Annotated in this window: 18 protein-coding genes; 8 read left to right on the top strand and 10 right to left on the bottom strand. The window is 45.2% G+C overall.

The genetic code is table 11. The annotated features are described in order from the left end of the window. Nucleotides 1–47: 47 nt before the first annotated feature. Genes gldD through mutY form a run of 4 tightly spaced genes read right to left on the bottom strand, consistent with a single transcriptional unit; the run spans nucleotide 48 to nucleotide 3541 of the window. On the bottom strand, nucleotides 48–629 hold the full coding sequence (gene gldD, locus GV030_RS11705; protein ID WP_159582495.1) for a gliding motility lipoprotein GldD: 582 nt from the start codon (nucleotides 627–629) through the stop codon (nucleotides 48–50). A gap of 2 nt (nucleotides 630–631) precedes the next feature. Beyond that, complete coding sequence (gene gldE, locus GV030_RS11710; protein WP_159582496.1) at nucleotides 632–1993, bottom strand: gliding motility-associated protein GldE; 1362 nt, start codon at nucleotides 1991–1993, stop codon at nucleotides 632–634. Between the two features lie 22 nt (nucleotides 1994–2015). Beyond that, nucleotides 2016–2471: a single-stranded DNA-binding protein gene (locus tag GV030_RS11715; RefSeq protein ID WP_159582497.1), complete on the bottom strand. Its 456-nt coding sequence runs from the start codon at nucleotides 2469–2471 to the stop codon at nucleotides 2016–2018. Between the two features lie 14 nt (nucleotides 2472–2485). Next, entirely contained in the window at nucleotides 2486–3541 is a 1056-nt protein-coding gene (gene mutY, locus GV030_RS11720) for an A/G-specific adenine glycosylase (protein WP_159583782.1), read from the bottom strand. Nucleotides 3542–3645: 104 nt separating this feature from the next. Here mutY and GV030_RS11725 point away from each other — a divergent pair, with 104 nt between their 5' ends. The 3 genes from GV030_RS11725 to GV030_RS11735 all read left to right on the top strand — a co-directional run bounded on the left by GV030_RS11725 (nucleotide 3646) and on the right by GV030_RS11735 (nucleotide 6423). Further along, nucleotides 3646–3936: an HU family DNA-binding protein gene (locus GV030_RS11725; protein WP_159582498.1), complete on the top strand. Its 291-nt coding sequence runs from the start codon at nucleotides 3646–3648 to the stop codon at nucleotides 3934–3936. A 6-nt stretch (nucleotides 3937–3942) separates the two neighbouring features. After that, entirely contained in the window at nucleotides 3943–4725 is a 783-nt protein-coding gene (locus GV030_RS11730; protein ID WP_159582499.1) for a M48 family metallopeptidase, read from the top strand. Nucleotides 4726–4872: 147 nt separating this feature from the next. After that, nucleotides 4873–6423 carry an Rne/Rng family ribonuclease gene (locus GV030_RS11735; protein ID WP_159582500.1) on the top strand — a complete coding sequence of 517 codons (1551 nt, stop codon included), beginning with the start codon at nucleotides 4873–4875 and terminating at the stop codon, nucleotides 6421–6423. On the opposite strand, the gene GV030_RS11740 is transcribed toward GV030_RS11735, so the two are convergent. Beyond that, nucleotides 6420–7082 carry an outer membrane beta-barrel protein gene (locus GV030_RS11740; RefSeq protein ID WP_159582501.1) on the bottom strand — a complete coding sequence of 221 codons (663 nt, stop codon included), beginning with the start codon at nucleotides 7080–7082 and terminating at the stop codon, nucleotides 6420–6422. The genes GV030_RS11735 and GV030_RS11740 overlap by 4 nt on opposite strands. Before the next feature lie 46 nt (nucleotides 7083–7128). Here GV030_RS11740 and GV030_RS11745 point away from each other — a divergent pair, with 46 nt between their 5' ends. Then, entirely contained in the window at nucleotides 7129–8112 is a 984-nt protein-coding gene (locus GV030_RS11745) for a hypothetical protein (protein ID WP_159582502.1), read from the top strand. Here the strand turns inward: GV030_RS11745 and GV030_RS11750 are convergent. Further along, a complete protein-coding gene (locus GV030_RS11750; protein WP_159582503.1) occupies nucleotides 8078–9283 on the bottom strand; it encodes a glycosyltransferase family 4 protein in 1206 nt (401 codons plus the stop codon). The two genes, GV030_RS11745 and GV030_RS11750, sit on opposite strands and share 35 nt — an antisense overlap. 83 nt (nucleotides 9284–9366) lie before the next feature. Here GV030_RS11750 and GV030_RS11755 point away from each other — a divergent pair, with 83 nt between their 5' ends. Continuing rightward, a complete protein-coding gene (locus GV030_RS11755) occupies nucleotides 9367–10920 on the top strand; it encodes a hypothetical protein (protein WP_159582504.1) in 1554 nt (517 codons plus the stop codon). Nucleotides 10921–11015: 95 nt separating this feature from the next. Here GV030_RS11755 and GV030_RS11760 read toward each other — a convergent pair whose 3' ends face one another. From GV030_RS11760 to GV030_RS11775, 4 genes are all read right to left on the bottom strand, one after another. Next, nucleotides 11016–11189, bottom strand: coding sequence for a hypothetical protein (locus GV030_RS11760; protein WP_159582505.1), 174 nt, complete (start codon nucleotides 11187–11189; stop codon nucleotides 11016–11018). Nucleotides 11190–11338: 149 nt separating this feature from the next. Next, nucleotides 11339–11989, bottom strand: coding sequence for an endonuclease III (gene nth, locus GV030_RS11765; RefSeq protein WP_159582506.1), 651 nt, complete (start codon nucleotides 11987–11989; stop codon nucleotides 11339–11341). Between the two features lie 43 nt (nucleotides 11990–12032). Then, nucleotides 12033–12266, bottom strand: a complete 234-nt coding sequence (locus tag GV030_RS11770; RefSeq protein ID WP_159582507.1) for a hypothetical protein — start codon at nucleotides 12264–12266, stop codon at nucleotides 12033–12035. Then, nucleotides 12241–12840 carry an RNA polymerase sigma factor gene (locus GV030_RS11775; RefSeq protein ID WP_159582508.1) on the bottom strand — a complete coding sequence of 200 codons (600 nt, stop codon included), beginning with the start codon at nucleotides 12838–12840 and terminating at the stop codon, nucleotides 12241–12243. Before GV030_RS11775 ends, GV030_RS11770 begins: the two co-directional genes overlap by 26 nt. Nucleotides 12841–13042: 202 nt before the next feature. Between GV030_RS11775 and uvrA the strand changes: the two genes are divergently transcribed. From uvrA to prmA, 3 genes are read left to right on the top strand one after another with little or no spacing between them, the layout of a single operon-like run. Continuing rightward, nucleotides 13043–15838: an excinuclease ABC subunit UvrA gene (gene uvrA / locus GV030_RS11780; protein ID WP_159582509.1), complete on the top strand. Its 2796-nt coding sequence runs from the start codon at nucleotides 13043–13045 to the stop codon at nucleotides 15836–15838. Nucleotides 15839–15898: 60 nt separating this feature from the next. Next, the gene (tpiA, locus tag GV030_RS11785; protein WP_159582510.1) at nucleotides 15899–16660 is read left to right on the top strand and encodes a triose-phosphate isomerase; all 762 of its coding nucleotides are present in this window, start codon (nucleotides 15899–15901) and stop codon (nucleotides 16658–16660) included. Beyond that, entirely contained in the window at nucleotides 16660–17478 is an 819-nt protein-coding gene (gene prmA, locus GV030_RS11790; RefSeq protein WP_159582511.1) for a 50S ribosomal protein L11 methyltransferase, read from the top strand. Before tpiA ends, prmA begins: the two co-directional genes overlap by 1 nt. Nucleotide 17479 lies beyond the last annotated feature (1 nt).

Here is a 17479-nt window from a genome sequence, read left to right on the forward strand (position 1 = left end):
AGAGGTTTCCGCTAATTTATAAAAGAAGGGTTAAGAAATGGTACGGATTAGTCATTCCACTCCAGCGTCTCCAGCAGGTGGAGGGCATCTTCCTTCAAATATCGAATGACAGGAGCCAGAGAATCGTTCTTGGTGGCCGTTTTGAAATAGAGCGCTCCCCGCAAGAAGTGTGCGGTACTGTCAGAAACGTGAAACTGCAACTGCGTGGGCACTTCTCCCTCTAGTTCGGTAAAGGAGGCAAAGTCTCCATTGGGGAGTTCGAGCACTTTTTCGTCAATGGCGTAGGCCTTTACATTGTGCTGAGAAGTGAGCTTATACGAATCGCTAAAATACTCCTGCATTAGCTCAGCCTTATTTTTAATGGGCTTGTAGGTGAGCTGGATATTGGCATCCATGGCAGGATAGAAGATGTCGATCCAATAGCGTTCAGTAATCCACGAGCTGTCCTTCAGGATTCTGGCGTGTTTCGAATACTCAAACTGATAAGGAAAACTATCTGCAAGCGCTGTGTACTCATGCGCAGGCAGGTCGATGCGGTTATACCCCTTGGGTTTGGGTAGGTAAGGGTTTTGCCCACAGGACAGTACCAAAATAGAAATCAGAAATAAAATAGAAATTCTAATCGTCATACTCAGTCCTCAAAATCTTTCATCTGATCGGAATGCTCGGGATTGATGTATACCCGCACCCGCTTGATTCGCCTCTGATCCACCGCTACTACAGTAAACAGAAACTGCTGAAACGTAATTTTTTCCCCGGCGGGTGGCAGCTTGGTATTGAGCTCGAGGAGAAGCCCTCCGAGTGATTCGCTTTCGCGTTTCACTTTCTCAAACACGTCAGAGTCCACTCCCGTAATCTTACAAAAGTCGTTTAGTGACGTTTTACCTTCAAAAATGTACGTGTTGGCATCAAGTTTATTGTAGGCAATTTCGTTTTCCTCATCAAACTCGTCATTGATCTCGCCCACGATCTCCTCGATCACATCTTCCAAGGTGATGAGCCCGGAGGTCCCGCCATACTCATCTACGATGATGGCCATATGGACCTGTTTCTCCTGGAAGTCCCGGAAAAGGTCATCTATTTTTTTGCTCTCGGGCACAAAGAAGCCTGGCCTCAGGAGCGTTTGCCATTTGAATTCTTCTTTTTTATCTAAATGAGGAAGGAGGTCTTTGATGTAAAGAATTCCCTCAATCTTATCCACGGTTTCCGCATAGACGGGAATCCGCGAATACCCTGTTTTATTCACCTTGTCCATGAGGTCATGGAAGTCTGTGTCCACATCCAGCGCCGTGATGTCAATTCTGGATTTCATGATTTGCCGCACAGAAAGGGTGCTAAAGTTTACGATACCTTTTAGAATTCCCTTCTCCTCATCACTTACTTCTTTATCTGCCGTGATTTCCAGTGCCTGGTTGATTTGGTCGACTGATAGGTTATAGCCCTTTTTTTGAATTCGGCTTTCAATAATGTTGCTCAAAGCCATCAAAAACCAGGAGATGGGGCGTAGTATTTTATCAGCGAATGTCAGCATGGGGGCGGTCATTCTCGCAAAGCTGAGGTTATTGTGATTGGCATATACTTTGGGCACAATCTCCCCAAAAAAGATGATCATCACGGTGATGCTCACAGTAAGTACCACGATGACGATACCACCGGCATCTTTGCTACCCACTACCTTCCAGGTCGCAAAGGTAGAAATGGTGACTATAAAAATGTTGGCCAGGTTATTCAGGATAAGTATGGTGGCAAGTAGGCGCTTGGGATCCAGCACCAGGCTGGAAATGTACTTATCGTTCTTATTGCCTGAAGTCTTGGCATCCTGGATTTGATCGTGGCTCAGTGAAAAAAATGCCACCTCAGATCCGGAGATCAGCCCAGAAAGCAAAAGGAGCAGCAATATCCCGATTCCATTGATCAAAAAGAAGGAAACAGGGAGCTGTGTGATTGCCAGAAAAAGTGCCGAGGGATAAGGGTCGTCTAATGCAGTCTCCAAGGAGAGGTCTTTAAGTTAAACATTAGAAGGGGAGGTCATCTGTAACACCCTCTTCCATGGGGCTGCTGCCGGAGCTTTGGGCAGGCGCTGATGACGGCTCCTCATACGGTTGAGAGGTGTTACCCGCTCCTCCAGGAGATCCACCAGATCTGCTACCCAGCATCGTCATATTATCACCCACTACTTCTGTGGTGTAACGAGTCACCCCGTCTTTTTCCCATGATCGGGTTCTTAACTTGCCTTCTACGTAGACCTGATCACCTTTTTTCAGGTATTTTTCGGCTACTTCGGCCAAGCCTCTCCAAAGCACAATGTTGTGCCATTCGGTTTGTTCGCGTCTTTCTCCTGTAGTTCGATCCTTGTAGGTTTCAGAAGTAGCTATGGAAAAGCTCGCCACTACAGCGCCACTTTCCAAATGTCGTACCTCAGGGTCTTTGCCCAGATTTCCTACAAGAATTACTTTATTTACTCCAGCCATAAAATAAAAATAACTTAAAAAACCGCTTGTTGCAAGTGGTTGACGATCACTTTTGGTCGGGGCAAAGTTAACACTTCTTCCCAGCTATACAGATTTAAACCCAAATCTTTACTGAGCATACGGAATGTGTCTTTCATCGTTACCTCAATGTGGTAAAAAGTGACCCACAGCTTTCTGTGTGTAAGAATATGCTGGACAGGCTCAAACTTTTGGTGAAGGATGAGATGGGGGTACTGAGAGAGGAAGTGTGTGATTTGCTCCTCTTGCAGGCCTTGCTCGTGGGTGATGTTATGAAACTCAAAAAGGCCGGTCCAAATGCTTTCTGTTCGCTGTCTCATGAGTGTAGTCCCTTCATGTTCGAAGATCAGATAAGAGAAAAACACTTCTTTGGATTTTACTTTTTTGGTTTTGACAGGGAGCACTTGCTGCTTTTGGTGCTTGTGTGCATAGCACGAAAGCCTAAAAAGACAATTGGCACAGTCAGGGCTCGGCTTGCACACGGTAGCTCCGTACTCCATCATGGCCTGGTTGAAGGTGCCAGGATCAGATTGGGGAATCAGATCCTCGAGGATCTCCATGAAAAACTTACGGTTTTTTTGATCGGCAATGTCTGCTTCCACTCCGAAGTATCTGGAAACAAAGCGGAAGACATTTCCATCGATGACCGGGGTAGCTTCGCCAAATGCCATGGAAGCAATGGCCGCCGCGGTGTATGGCCCCACTCCCTTCAGCTTCACCAGTTCGCCATAAGTGGAGGGGAAGATCCCGCCGAGCTCCTCATGGATCACTTGAGCGGTGGAGTGAAGATTACGAGCGCGGGAGTAGTAGCCCAGACCTTCCCAAGTTTTCATGACAGTTTGGCTGGGCGCCTCTGCCAGATCACCCACTGTTGGAAACAAAGAAACGAAACGATTGTAGTATGGAAGCCCCTGGTCTATGCGAGTTTGTTGAAGGATAATTTCGGATAGCCAAATTTTATACGGATCATTGCTCCTCCTCCAGGGGAGGTCTCGCTTAACTATTGAGTACCAACTAATTAGCGATTTGGTAAAACTGTGAGGAGTGTTGATAAAGTATTTGGTTTAAATATGGATTTTAGTTTTTTATTTACGGGGACCAAAATTAAATTTGACCGCTCAAAAATGATCGAAACATCAATTAAACGACAATTATAGTGACTAAAGCCGATGTTATAAACGAAATATCTGACAAAACAGGAATTGATAAAGCTGATGTTCAGGTAACAGTAGAAGCATTTTTCACCGTGGTGAAAAACTCTATGGCAGAAGGGGAAAATATATACGTAAGAGGCTTTGGGAGCTTTGTGAATAAGAAAAGGGCGAAGAAGATCGCCAGAAATATTTCCAAAAACACAGCCATCGTCATCGATGAGCATCATGTGCCCAGCTTCAAGCCTTCCAAGATTTTCACGGAGAAGATCAAGAGCAGCAAAAAGTTGAAATAAGACTAAATGAACCGACAGCAAATATTTTTGATTGCGGCGGGGGTATTGGCTGTTGTTCTGATTTATCAACTTCCAAGAGTGGTGGTGGAAAATGAGACCGGGGTGGAAGTGAAGCCTCATGACTTTTCGATCTCCACTGAAGATCAAAGCCTGCTTATGTCTCTCAGACAGCAACTTAACGCTGTTTCAGAAATAAAAAAAAGTATTAACTTTGCGGACTCTTTGGCCAGGCTGTACCTGAAGTACCAGATGGTGGATAGTGCGGATAGTTATGCTGCACTCATCCTCTCATTGGATACGGCTGGTACTTCCAGATTGAAAGCCGCCATGATTTACTATCAGGCGTTTCAGATGAGTACCGAACCCGATAAGGCAGTAGGTTTAGCTCAGAAGGCTCAGGAGATATTTGAAGAATTGCTGGTAGCAGACCCGCAAAACAGTACTTTGAAAAACAAACTGGCAATGACGCTGATGGTCACAGAAACGCCTATGGCGGGAGTGCAACTGCTCAGGGAAGTGCTGGAACAAGAACCTGATAACCGGGAAACCATTCTTAACCTTGGTTTACTTGCGATCAGGTCTGGCCAGTTTGATCGGGCGAAGGAGCGATTTGAAAAGCTCCTGGAAATGGATTCTACAGATGATGAATCGCTGTTTTATTACGGTGTGGTACTGTCAGAGTCCGGAGACACGGAAGCAGCGAAAGCCGTTTTCGGAAAACTATTGAATAAAGCTGATGCAGATCCGGCCTTAAAAGCCACCGCATCTTCTTATATAGAAGAACTTTAGAATATTTAAGTAACTAAAAAATTAAAGATTATGCCTTGCGGTAAGAAAAGAAAAAGACATAAGATCGCTACTCACAAAAGGAAGAAGAGACTTAGAAAAAACAGACATAAGAAGAAGTAATTAGTACACATCTAAATTGAGTATATAGTGAGTAATGAACTAATCATCAACTCAACTCAAAATGGATGTCGAATTGCCCTTCTTAAGAACAAACAACTGGTTGAATTCCATCAGGAGTCTGATGGAAATAGGTTCAACGTTGGAGATATTTATCTGGGTACTGTAAAAAAGGTCGTTCAGGGACTCAATGCCGCATTTATCGACATTGGGTACGAAAAGGATGCTTTTTTACATTACCTTGATTTGGGCCCGCAGGTTCAGTCTCTCAATAAATTTACCAAGCTCGCACTCTCTAAAAATAGCATGAGTGCCAAATTGAGTGGGTTCAAACATGAGCCGGACATCAATAAGCTTGGTAAAATCAGCCAGGTTTTGACCAAGAACCAAAAAATATTGGTTCAGGTCGTAAAAGAACCTATATCCACAAAAGGGCCTCGACTTTCTTGCGAGTTGTCATTAGCCGGGAGATACCTGGTATTAGTACCGTTTTCAAATGCGGTAAATGTATCTAAACGTATAGGAGACGCCAACGAAAGGAAAAGGTTGAGCAGACTAATAAGCTCAATAAAACCAGAGAACTTTGGCGTTATCATCAGAACAGTAGCGGAAGGGAAAGACGTAAAGGAGCTTGACAAAGACCTCAAAAACCTTCTTCAAATCTGGATCGACGGAGTAAAAAATCTCAAAACAGCCAACACTAGAGATAAGGTGATCGGTGAGATGAATCGCGCAAATTCAATTTTGCGAGATGTTCTCAACGAATCCTTTGATAGCATTGTGGTAGATGACAAAGAGCTTTACGAAGAAGTAAGGAGCTATGTCAATAAGATTGCTCCGGACAAAGAGAAAATCCTAAAGCTTTATCAAAACCGTGTAAAGGTTTTTGAGTCTTTCAACATTGAGAAACAACTCAAAACCTCTTTCGGCAAATCTGTTAGCATTGCCAATGGCGGCTACCTGATCATAGAGCATACTGAGGCACTCCACGTCATTGATGTGAACAGTGGAAATAAGTCCAATCAGGAGGACAATCAGGAAACCACAGCGCTAAAAGTCAATCTCGAGGCGGCTTCAGAAGTGGCTCGTCAGCTCAGGCTGCGAGACATGGGGGGTATCATCGTGGTGGATTTCATCGATATGCGGAAGTCTGAGAATAGAAAGAAGGTCTATGATCGGATCAAGGAAGTGATGAAAGACGACCGCTCTAAGCACACAGTGCTTCCGTTGTCCAAGTTTGGTTTATTGCAGATCACCAGACAACGTGTGAGACCTGAGCTCAACATTGCGACCAGGGAAGTTTGCCCTACGTGCAATGGAACAGGTCAGATCACTGCAGCGATCTCCATTGCCGATCAGATAGAGAAAACACTGGATCACATCCTTACGGCTCAGAACGAGAAGAAGATCACCGTGACTTTGCACCCATACATTCATGCCTACTTCACCAGGGGAGTTTTCTCCAGAAGAGTGAAGTGGTTTCTGAGATACCTAAAGTGGGTACATCTCATTGAGGATTCTTCACTGGCCCTCACCGAGTTCAGCGTGCTGAACAACAGGGGCGAAGCGATAGAGACTTAAAATTTAATTCCTAAATCAAACGAGACCAGGGTATTGCGGATGTATAATTCCTCCTGAAATCCCCAGGTTTCTGTTTTGATCACATTATTCAACCCTCTTTGGTAGGTCACACTGGCAAAGAGGGTTGTGTTTATACCGGCCCGGTATTCCACTCCTCCGCCAAAAAGTATCGTGGCATCAAATCCTTTGAATTCTTCTATCAAATCATAGTCTTCCTCTGTGGGCTCACTGAATACCTTAATTTCTGGAGCCATCCCCACCTGAAAGAAAACGCGTGTATCTGGCTGTACTTCATTGGTGAAAAGCTTAAGACTCACCGGTATTTGAAGGTAGTTTAGCCGGTAGGATTCATATGGCGACTTTTTAGTGTAGTTGGCAGTGGGCTGGTCGGGCTCCTCAGTCACCATAAAAGCGACTTGCTTGGGCACGAAAATCAGCCCCGTACTGAAGTAGTAGGTCTCCGTAAGTTCATGATCATAAATCAACCCCATGGAAAACTTAAAGACCGAGCCATCTGGCTCTACATCGTAAAGGCTATCGATCAAAGAAATTCTATTAGAAGATACTGAAGGAGAAAACTTCAGGCCTAATTTTGACTGAGCGAAAGTGCTCATAGAAGTGAGGGTAAGGAGTATAACTATTAGAGTAATCTTTCTCATGCGGAGTACTTAAATGTCTAAATTTAACAGCTTAAAATTAAGGTGTATGCGCACAGTTATCATAACGATTCCTTTTCTTTTATTTTTCGCCTGCGGACCCGAGTGCAAAAACGAAAATGCCATTGCATCCACTCCGGTCAGTATAGAGGTAGAGCGGTTGGAGGCCGCATTTTTTAGTCAAGACTCTCCAGAGGGCATAGAGAATTTGCTGGAAGAATATCGCGAATTCTCTCGTCTCTTTCTTGATTCAGATCAGTATCCTACAGATTCTATTCTGGCTGCAAAGATTTTCAGGTTGATACAAAATCCATCCATTGATACCCTGTACAATGAAGCGGTCTCCGAATATTCAGATTTCGACCCGATCAGGGAAGATCTGGAAATGGCCATTGGAAAAATGACCACACTGTTTCCTGAAACACGCGTGCCCAAAATTCAGACAACTGTTTCAGGCCTTTATAAGGACCTGTTCATTTCTGACTCACTTATCCTCATCGGACTGGATTTTTTCATAGGGCCCAAGGCCACTTATAAACCGCTGGAAATACCCGGCTATGTACTTAAGAGGTATAATAAAGAACATCTTTCCAGCATTGTTGTGAAATTTCTGGCCGGTAATCAGGTGTACAAGGGGAAGAGCTCAAGCCTCCTTTCAGAAATGGTGGATTTCGGAAAGACCTATTATCTGGCCAGCAGATTGGTGCCGTGTACCCAGGACTCTGTCTGGTTGGGGTATACCTCCAGAGATATGGAAGTGATAGATGAAAATGAGGCGGTGATTTGGGCCAACCTATTGGAGAACGAAGTGCTCTATGAGACTAACCACATCACCAAAAGACGCTTTCTCGGAGAGCGACCCAATGTTTACGAAATCAGCCAGGAGTGTCCCGGGAGGATAGGCGCCTGGGTAGGCTGGAGAATAGTGGAGAGCTACATGAAAAACAATGAGGTGAGCATAGAAGAATTGCTGGCGGACACGGATAATGAAAAAATCTTCAGGCTGTCAGGATATAAACCTCAGAGTCGCTGACACTCAGATGTTTTTGGTTGGTTAGAATTTTACCCAGTTTTTGAACCTGCAGCTCCTTGCTATAGTACTTCTCTGCAAGGGCACGGGCATTCTTTTGATACTGATAAAGCATCTCCGGTTCTTTGAGAAAAACGGAGAGTTTTCTTGCCAGCTCTGTTGGATCCAGAGGGTCGTGGTAGAAACCGCATTTTTGTTCTTCAACGATCTGTCTGATCCAGCCCCCAAAATTGATCATGATGAGCTTACCTGCAGCAAGACCATCGAAGAACTTGTTGGGGCTTCCCGTGTTGAGAATCTCCAGGTTTTTGAAAGAGACATATACTGCATCCTGGCTTTCCAGAAGATGTTTTACCGAATCGGCAGAGCCAAAAGGATGCAGCGTCAGGTTGTCCAATTGCCTACTCAGTCTTTTTATTCTTTTCAGATGAGCACCATCTCCCATCAGGTTAAATACCACGGGCAGTTTTTGCTCCTGGCACACCCTGGCGGCATCTAACAGGTAGTCCAGGTGGTTGGCCGCTCCAAACGTGCCTATGTAACCAACCTTAAGGGGGTTTTCAGCAGTGAATCGCTGAATTTTGTGATTTGCTTCAAAAAAAGAGACATCTGCAAAGTTGGGAACCACATGTACCTTGGTTTCCGGCGAATTGGCTTCTATATAATTTCTAATCGCCGGGGAGAGGGCAATGACCTTTTGTGCTTCGAAGTAACACTTTTTTTCAAACCGATAAAGCAGGTTTTTCAACAACCCGTTTCTGATGGCTCCCATTTTAATAGGAGCTTCTGGCCATAGATCACCCACTTCAAAATAGTAAGGGAGGTTATATCGTTCTTTCAGATGAAGGGCAATTAGCCCGGTGGTAAGTGGAGTGGTCATTACATAGGCCAGATCAAATTTGGTTTTCAGCCTGGCGATTTTTCTTTTGGCCAGTACCACATAGCTGAGATAAGACCAAATGCGCCGCATGAAGCCAAACCGATTGGCGTAAGGTACTTGTAGATAGTGAACCTGGAGTCCGTCTATCTGATGAAGTCCTGACCAAATATTATGAGTAGTGACCATAGTCACTTCATGACCCTGATCCACCAAACCCTTTGCCAAATGGTAGGACCGTACACATCCACCTTCGGCGGGTGTTTTGAAATACTGATGGATGTACAGAATCTTCATTTCTTACATAAAGATGAAAATAGAATTTTAGGTTTAATAATTTCGTTAATGATTTTCGACGTATTCATAGAATTATCCCGATTTTGAGGTATCTCACCACTTTTCTTTTGGCGGCCCTTGTGCATGGGCTCTATTCACAGAGCCCGGAAGCCCGGGACGTCTATGAAACAGCCCGGCACACCACCGAGCCACAGTATTCATTTGATGGCAGGTATGAGTATTTGGTGTTGCCCTCCAGTTTTTCAAAAGATGATATCAGGAAGCTACCTTTCACAGATCGTCGAATATTGAAGATAGACTTGGTGTATACCACTTTTCGCGAGTCGAGTGAGTTTGATCAAAAACAACTTGACCTTGCCCGGCTGGATAAACTCATCGAGATCAATCCACAGATAGTGGTCAATAAGTTTTTTGAATGGAACATCATCGGCCAGACCGGATGTGCTTCTTCTGCTTCATGTCTCGATTTTTTTCATGGCTTTGTGATCTACTATGAAGATTATTTCACCAAAGAGACCTCTCTGGCAGAGATTGATAGTGTCAGGTCAGACCTGATGGCTTTGGATCAGCGCATAGGCGAGCTCCGAAAACTGCTGAAAATAGACTATCGGCGGATCGATTGTGAATATCCAGAGTCGGCCTACTCTCCGGAATACCTCGGGGAGCAGCTGGAGAAAATCTATGACTGTGCGGAGACCTACAAAGGGAGGGTCTTTTTTGAGGTAGAGCTGGACTATAATGGGCGTCCGCAGGAGGTAACCGTGAGTGGAAACTTGTTTCCTTGTAAGGAGCGGCTGGCATTCGCCCTCAAATACATTTTGAAATGGAAGCGGGGGTTGGTGATCGGGCGAAGACAGTATAATGTGCGTGCTAAAGGCTATGTGAGCTTTCCCATCAAAAAGGAAAGTGTCAACATTACCAGTTTTGAAATTTCAAAAAACCTGATGGAGAAATATAAAATGCTACAGCAGTATGCTCAGTGTGTGGCTTATGAAACCGACACCAGCTATGTGGATATCTTTCCTAAAGTGGATCAGAAAGTCGTTTCAAAGGCGCTGTTCAGAAATCACTGGAGTCCAGATCTGGTGATCGTGGATGTGACCGGTAGCATGTATCCTTACACGGCTGACTTGCTGAAGTGGATCAAGCTTTCATCACTCCAAAAGGAGACGGACTTTGTTTTTTTCAATGATGGTAATGATTTGCCGACCAATCAGAAAGTGATAGGGAAAACCGGTGGGCTTTACCACGTCAAAACGAATGATTTTAGTGTGGCGAAAGAGAAAATGTTTGAGGCCATGCGGGCGGGAGGAGGAGGTGATCTTCCTGAAAATAATTTTGAAGCGCTGGTGTACGGGGAAAAAGTAGCCAAACCCGGCGGTGAGGTGGTCATGATTGCGGACAATTATTCTTTTCCCAGAGATTCGCAGTTGCTCGCCAGACACACTGGCCAGCTGAAAATCATATTGTGCCATACGGAGAAAGGCATAAATACCCAGTACCTTGATCTCGCCAGAAAACATGGGTTTACCCTCCACACCCTCCAAACAGATATTGTGGATCTGCAAAAGGAAATGCTAAGAATAGAAGGGGTTAGCTACAAGCGGGAGCCTGCAGGCTTCGTTCGGATACGGTGATTCCGCAAAGAGCTTTTGGTAAGGCCCTTAAAAAAGTATTCCCGACGAGAATCTGTCGGGAATACTTAATGAACCACTTATAAGAAATCTTGAAATTAGAAAGAATATCCTCGTCTCAGCGCTGTTCGGATTTGCTCCATTCCGCGTCTTTTCTGCAAATCTAAAATTTGCTCTTCGATCAGCGCATGTGAGAGATATTTGATGAGCGAGCTCTTTTGGTCTAGGGGTAAGTGCTTCGCTTCTTGTATCAATGTGTCTAATGCTGTCATAGACTTTTGCTGTTTGGTTAGACAACAGTATATAATGGATCTGTTATACAATAGTATTATTCGGAGAAACCAGCCAATTCTTCGACGAGTCTGGGCAAATGATGCCTGAAGCGGCTATTTTCTTCTTTCAGCGATCCGTTATGGTCAAACTATGTTGGGTTGGATTTCTTCTCCCAGTACTTACAAAAGTGAGTGATTTTGCATTCCTCGCACTTGGGCTTACGTGCCAGGCAGACATATCGTCCGTGTAGAATCAACCAATGGTGGGCTTTATGTACATATTCGTTGGGTATATGCCTGACCAGCTGCTTCTCTACTTCCAGTGGAGTCTTTGCCGTTTGAGTAACCAGTCCCAAACGTTTCGAAACACGAAACACATGGGTGTCTACGGCCATGGCTGGCTGGTTATAAAGCACCGACACCACGACATTGGCCGTTTTCCGCCCAACGCCGGGCAGTTTTTGAAGGTCTTCGTGTCTGTGTGGCACTTCTCCCCCAAAGTCCTCCATGATCATCTTACTCAGCCCCATGAGGTGCTTGCTTTTGTTATTTGGATAAGACACACTTCTGATGAGCTCAAAGATTTCGTCAAAAGTGCCAGCGGCCATGTGCTCCGGCGTGGGAAATGCTTTGAATAGGGCGGGAGTTACTTTATTGATTCGCACGTCCGTGCACTGCGCACTCAGTACTACAGCCACCACCAATTCGAAAGGGCTGTTGTAGTTGAGCTCTGTTTGAGGCTCGGGAAATGCTTCCTTGAAGTATGATACAAACGCTTCGAAGCGCTCCTTTTTGGTCATGTTTGATTTTAAAGTTCGGGCAAGTCAAAAACCGAACCTAAAACTATACAGACTGTTTGTGATATCCCTTAGAGAAATTAAGGATTTTATCAACGGAGCTTTTCGAAGGAGAGAAAGACACCTTACCAAGATCTTTCTTTACTGCCTGCAACTTGTCCAGTTCGGAGCGCAAGTGGCTGTCAGTCAAAAGTGCTTTTTCTAGCACCTCTCGTTCGTTTTCATTGAGTTCGTCATAAAGAAACCTTACCAGGTCATTTTCTGTAAAAGTTTTGATCATAGGCAATATTTGTATGTTGTAGCTTTTTCCTCAAATTGATTAAAGCATACCTCATTCTGCCTAGAGCGGTATTGATGCTCACGCCGGTGGTATCGGCGATTTCCTGAAAACTCATTTGCATATAATGCCTCATCACCAATACCTCCTTCTGAGCGTCAGGGAGCTCCTGTATATACTGCTTTAGCAGATTGTAAGTATCTCGTTTAATATGTTCGTCCTCGATTGATGCCTCAGAAAAATCCAGCGTATTGAACACATTGCTACCATCCTCCATCACGATTTCAGGATTGCGCTTAGCTTTTCTGAAATGATCAATCGCGAGATTGTGAGCAATGCGCAACATCCACGGAAGAAACTTCCCCTCCTCGTTGTATTTGCCAGCTTTGATCGTCTTGATCGCTTTGATAAAAGCATCCTGCATCAGGTCTTCTGCCTGATAGCGATCTTTTACAATCAAATAAATAGTGGTAAACACCCTGTCCTTGTGTCGTTCGAGTAAAACTGCAAACGCCTCTTCGTTACCGTTTTTGTACTGAGACAGCAATTGGCCGTCGGTCAATTTAGTCTTGTGCATTAAGTCACCTGTTTAGTTAACGTAGAGGTCTATTACATATTGTCAGGGTTTGATGTGTAGGTTAAATTTTTTACTCGTGTACAATCAAAACTATATGAATATTATTTTACAAACAAATCTCCATTCGAATTTCTAATTTTGCATTCTTTTATAATCAAAGCGCAAATACATTAGTTGTATCTGCGAACACGAAGCATTGAGCATGGCCAAATCTATAGATCAGTACGATCCCAAGAAATTTATCATTATCAAAGGCGCCCGGGTAAACAACCTTAAAAATCTGGATGTGGCCATCCCCAGAGATCAGTTGGTGGTTATTACCGGTCTGTCCGGATCAGGCAAATCTTCCCTGGCTTTCGACACGCTTTTTGCCGAGGGTCAGCGAAAGTATGTGGAAAGCCTCAGCTCCTATGCCCGCCAGTTTCTGGGTCGTATGGAGAAACCCGAGGTGGATTACATAAAAGGTGTGGCTCCGGCCATAGCTATCGAACAGAAAGTGTCCAGCCGGAACCCAAGGTCTACAGTGGGTACTACCACGGAGATTTATGACTACATGAAGCTGCTATTCGCCCGGATCGGGATCACCTACTCTCCGGTAAGCGGTAAGGCAGTAAGAAAAGATAGTGTCACAGATGTGGTGGATTTTATGCTCCGCCATGAGGAGGGTGAAAAACTGATCATTTCTGCTCCGATGAATATTAAGAAAGGCCGCACGGTAGAGGAGGAGCTGAAAATTTTGCTCAGCAAAGGCTACACCAGGATTTTGCTGGATGACGAAACGGCCTTCATTGAGGACCTACTCCAGACCAAGGTCACTAAGAAACATGCTTTTGAGATCTTGATAGACCGGGCGGTGGTGAAGAATGACGAGGAAAACCAGTTTAGACTGGCTGATTCTGTACAAACTGCTTTTTTTGAGGGAGAGGGACGCTGCAAAGTGAACATTGTAGGGAAAGAAACCAGGGAGTTTTCTGATATTTTCGAGCTGGACGGCATTCGGTTTGAAGAGCCCACGATCAATCTTTTTTCCTTTAACAACCCGTATGGAGCGTGCCGAAGGTGCGAAGGGTTTGGGAAAATTCTGGGTATCGATCCGGAGATGGTGATTCCGGATCCGAACCTTTCTGTTTATGAAGGAGCCATCGCTCCCTGGCGTGGAGAGACCATGCAAAAATGGAACGAGCCCCTGGTGAAGAACGGCATTCGTTTTGATTTTCCTATTCACAGGGCAGTCAATGAGCTGACGGAGGCCGAATATGAGTTACTATGGACGGGCAATGAATATTTCGACGGGCTCAATGAGTTTTTCAAACACCTGGAATCCAAAACCCATAAAATTCAGTATCGTGTCATGCTTTCCCGATACCGTGGAAGAACCGTGTGTCCGGATTGCAGGGGTACACGCCTGCGCAAAGATGCAGGCTATGTGAAAATCAATGGTGCTTCCCTCACAGACCTGGTGCTGAAGCCAGTAGACCAACTGTCTGGCTTTTTTCAAAACCTTCAACTGACGGATCATCAACAAGCGGTGGCCAAAAGAATCCTGAGTGAGATTACCAACCGCCTTTCCTACCTGGAGAAAGTGGGGCTGGGTTACCTCTCGCTCAACAGACTTACCAATACATTATCGGGTGGCGAGTTTCAGCGGATCAAACTGGCTACTTCACTGGGTAGTGCGCTTGTTGGCTCCATGTACATTTTGGATGAACCAAGCATTGGGCTTCACCCGAGAGATACAGACAGACTTATAGAGGTCTTACTTTCTCTCAAAAAACTGGGCAACTCTGTCATAGTGGTGGAGCATGAGGAGAAGGTGATGGAGGCGGCAGACCAAATCATCGATATCGGCCCTGCGGCCGGTGTACATGGAGGCGAGCTGGTCTATCAGGGTCGGATAGATCAGATGAATGGGGAGACTGATTCGTACACAGCCAAGTATCTGCGAGGTGATGAGAAAATAGAGCTGCCGACCAGAAGGAGAAAATGGAATCAGTCACTGACCATAGAGAAAGCTCGAGAAAACAACCTCCGCAATATAAATGTGGAAATTCCGCTCGGAGTGATGACGGTGGTCACCGGGGTGAGTGGTTCAGGAAAGTCTACCCTGGTTAAGAAAATTTTATACCCTGCGATTGGCAAAATGCTCGGTGTGACCGGCGAAGCAACAGGCAAGCATGATAAAATCTCGGGTGACTACAAGCGTATAGATCAGATAGAATTTGTAGATCAAAACCCGATAGGGAAGAGCTCCCGATCCAATCCTGTCACTTATGTGAAGGCATATGACGCCATCCGTCAGCTGTTTAGCGAACTGCCACAGTCCAAAAACAATGGCTTCAAGCCGGCGCACTTTTCCTTTAATGTGGATGGTGGCCGATGTGAGGTCTGTGAGGGAGAAGGCACCGTGAAAATAGAAATGCAGTTTATGGCGGACCTCAACCTGGAATGTGAAAACTGTAAAGGAAAGCGATTCAAAAAAGAGATCCTCGAAGTAAAGTACAAGGAGAAAGACATCTCAGAAATACTCGACCTGACCGTGGAGGAGGCCATTGAATTTTTTGATGACAAAGCAGGGATTGTTAATAAAATCAAGCCCCTTTTTGATGTGGGGCTGGGTTATGTGAAACTTGGACAGTCCTCCAGCTCCCTCAGCGGCGGGGAAGCTCAGCGGGTAAAACTGGCCTCCTTTCTGGGCAAAGGAGGGAACATCAAAAAAGACCATGTGATGTTCATCTTCGATGAGCCTACTACTGGTCTGCATTTTCATGATATCAAGAAGCTACTCGATGCCCTGAATGCCCTGGTCAATGATGGTAACTCTGTTTTGATCATAGAGCACAATATGGAAATTGTGAAGAATGCTGATTGGATTATAGATCTGGGGCCGGAAGGTGGTGAAAACGGAGGAAACCTCTGTTTTGCTGGTTTGCCGGAGGATATGGTTAAATTAGCCGAAAATCATACCGCGAGGTATCTGAAAGAGAAACTAACATCTTAAATGCACCCCAGCCCAGAGATGACTTTTTTAAGCATTTAAAAACAAAAGATTAAAACTGAAATGAGAAAGAACATTGCAGCGGGAAACTGGAAAATGAATTTGGACCTTGCCAGTGGAAAGAAACTGGCCTCAGAAGTCATCAACATGGTCAATGATGAGGTTCAGAATGATGCGGAGGTGATTTTGATCCCGCCATTTACCCACCTCACGGTGGTGAAGCAACTGATTGGGTCATCGACCAGCGTGCACCTGGGAGCACAGAACTGTAGCGATCAAAAAGGGGGCGCTTTTACAGGCGAAATCTCTACCGAAATGCTTCAGTCAGTGGGAGTGGAATATGTTGTGGTAGGTCATAGCGAGCGCAGAGAGATCTTTGGAGAAGACAATGCTCTGTTGGCCGCAAAAACCAAAGCGGTTTTGGCGCAGGGTCTGAAGCCCATTTATTGCTGTGGAGAGAAGCTCGAAACCAGAGAGGCCAATCAGCATTTTGACCTCAACAAAGCGCAAATAGAAGAGGGTTTATTTGACCTGTCTAAAGCAGACATCCGGAAAGTGGTGATCGCTTATGAGCCTGTGTGGGCCATTGGCACTGGAGTTACGGCATCATCCGATCAGGCGCAGGAAATGCACCAGTTCATCCGAGGACTTATTGCTGAAAAGTATGACCAGGAAACTGCGGATGGTATTTCCATTCTCTATGGTGGAAGTGTGAAGCCGGACAATGCCAAAGAACTATTCTCTCAGCCAGATGTGGATGGAGGACTTGTAGGCGGGGCCAGTTTGAAGTCGCGAGATTTTACTGACATTATTAAATCATTTTAATGAGTTTTATTACACTCAATATCACATGTAGTGAAGAAAAGAGAGAGCTTCTGATTGCAGAGCTCTCTCTTTTTCCTTTTGATGCTTTCGAAGAGACCGAGACCGGGTTATTGATTTCCTGCGAGGAGGCCGACTGGGAGGAGGAGCCTGTTTTTGCTGTACTAGCGAGGTATGAGGTGGAATGCAGGGTGGAGCGTGTGGAGAAGGTAAACTGGAATGAGGAGTGGGAAAAAAATTATGATCCCGTCATCGTTGAAGATCAGTGCATCGTTCGCGCCACATTTCATGAGCCACGACCGGACTTTCCATATGAGATAATCATCACACCCAAAATGTCTTTCGGCACGGGCCATCATGCCACGACTTATCAGGTACTGAAACACCAGCTGCAGCTGGATCACAAGGGAAAAAAGGTATTGGATGTGGGCTGTGGTACGGGAGCTCTGGCCATCATGGCCCATAAACGTGGTGCCACAGACATTACCGCGGTGGACATAGATGAGTGGTGCATTGAAAATAGTGAGGAGAATTTCTCGTTAAATGGATGCGATCATGTGAAGCTCTCACTGGGGGGAATAGAAACGGTTCAGGAGAAAGACCCTTTTGACATCATTCTGGCAAACATTAACAAAAATGTACTTCTCGATCAGATTGGGGCATATAGTCGGCGCTTGAAAAGCAAGGGCACTTTGGTGTTGAGTGGTTTTTACACAGAAGACATTGCTGACCTGATGGCGGAGGCCGGAAAATTTGGATTGGTGCATCAGGAGCAGACGGAGCGAAACAGATGGGCCATGTTGGCATTGAAAAAAGAATAAT

Origin of the sequence: Marinoscillum sp. 108, from assembly GCF_902506655.1 — a bacterium.
Lineage (GTDB): Bacteria > Bacteroidota > Bacteroidia > Cytophagales > Cyclobacteriaceae > Marinoscillum > Marinoscillum luteum.

What these genes read in the sequence shown, in the direction of transcription:
- uvrA (WP_159582509.1), top strand. Translation starts at nt 13,043, where the DNA reads ATGGCCAAATCTATAGATCAGTACGATCCCAAGAAATTTATCATTATC.
- GV030_RS11770 (WP_159582507.1), bottom strand. Translation starts at nt 12,266, where the DNA reads ATGATCAAAACTTTTACAGAAAATGACCTGGTAAGGTTTCTTTATGAC.
- GV030_RS11715 (WP_159582497.1), bottom strand. Translation starts at nt 2,471, where the DNA reads ATGGCTGGAGTAAATAAAGTAATTCTTGTAGGAAATCTGGGCAAAGAC.
- gldD (WP_159582495.1), bottom strand. Translation starts at nt 629, where the DNA reads ATGACGATTAGAATTTCTATTTTATTTCTGATTTCTATTTTGGTACTG.
- tpiA (WP_159582510.1), top strand. Translation starts at nt 15,899, where the DNA reads ATGAGAAAGAACATTGCAGCGGGAAACTGGAAAATGAATTTGGACCTT.
- GV030_RS11730 (WP_159582499.1), top strand. Translation starts at nt 3,943, where the DNA reads ATGAACCGACAGCAAATATTTTTGATTGCGGCGGGGGTATTGGCTGTT.
- GV030_RS11750 (WP_159582503.1), bottom strand. Translation starts at nt 9,283, where the DNA reads ATGAAGATTCTGTACATCCATCAGTATTTCAAAACACCCGCCGAAGGT.
- GV030_RS11745 (WP_159582502.1), top strand. Translation starts at nt 7,129, where the DNA reads ATGCGCACAGTTATCATAACGATTCCTTTTCTTTTATTTTTCGCCTGC.
- GV030_RS11760 (WP_159582505.1), bottom strand. Translation starts at nt 11,189, where the DNA reads ATGACAGCATTAGACACATTGATACAAGAAGCGAAGCACTTACCCCTA.
- GV030_RS11775 (WP_159582508.1), bottom strand. Translation starts at nt 12,840, where the DNA reads ATGCACAAGACTAAATTGACCGACGGCCAATTGCTGTCTCAGTACAAA.
- GV030_RS11740 (WP_159582501.1), bottom strand. Translation starts at nt 7,082, where the DNA reads ATGAGAAAGATTACTCTAATAGTTATACTCCTTACCCTCACTTCTATG.
- nth (WP_159582506.1), bottom strand. Translation starts at nt 11,989, where the DNA reads ATGACCAAAAAGGAGCGCTTCGAAGCGTTTGTATCATACTTCAAGGAA.
- prmA (WP_159582511.1), top strand. Translation starts at nt 16,660, where the DNA reads ATGAGTTTTATTACACTCAATATCACATGTAGTGAAGAAAAGAGAGAG.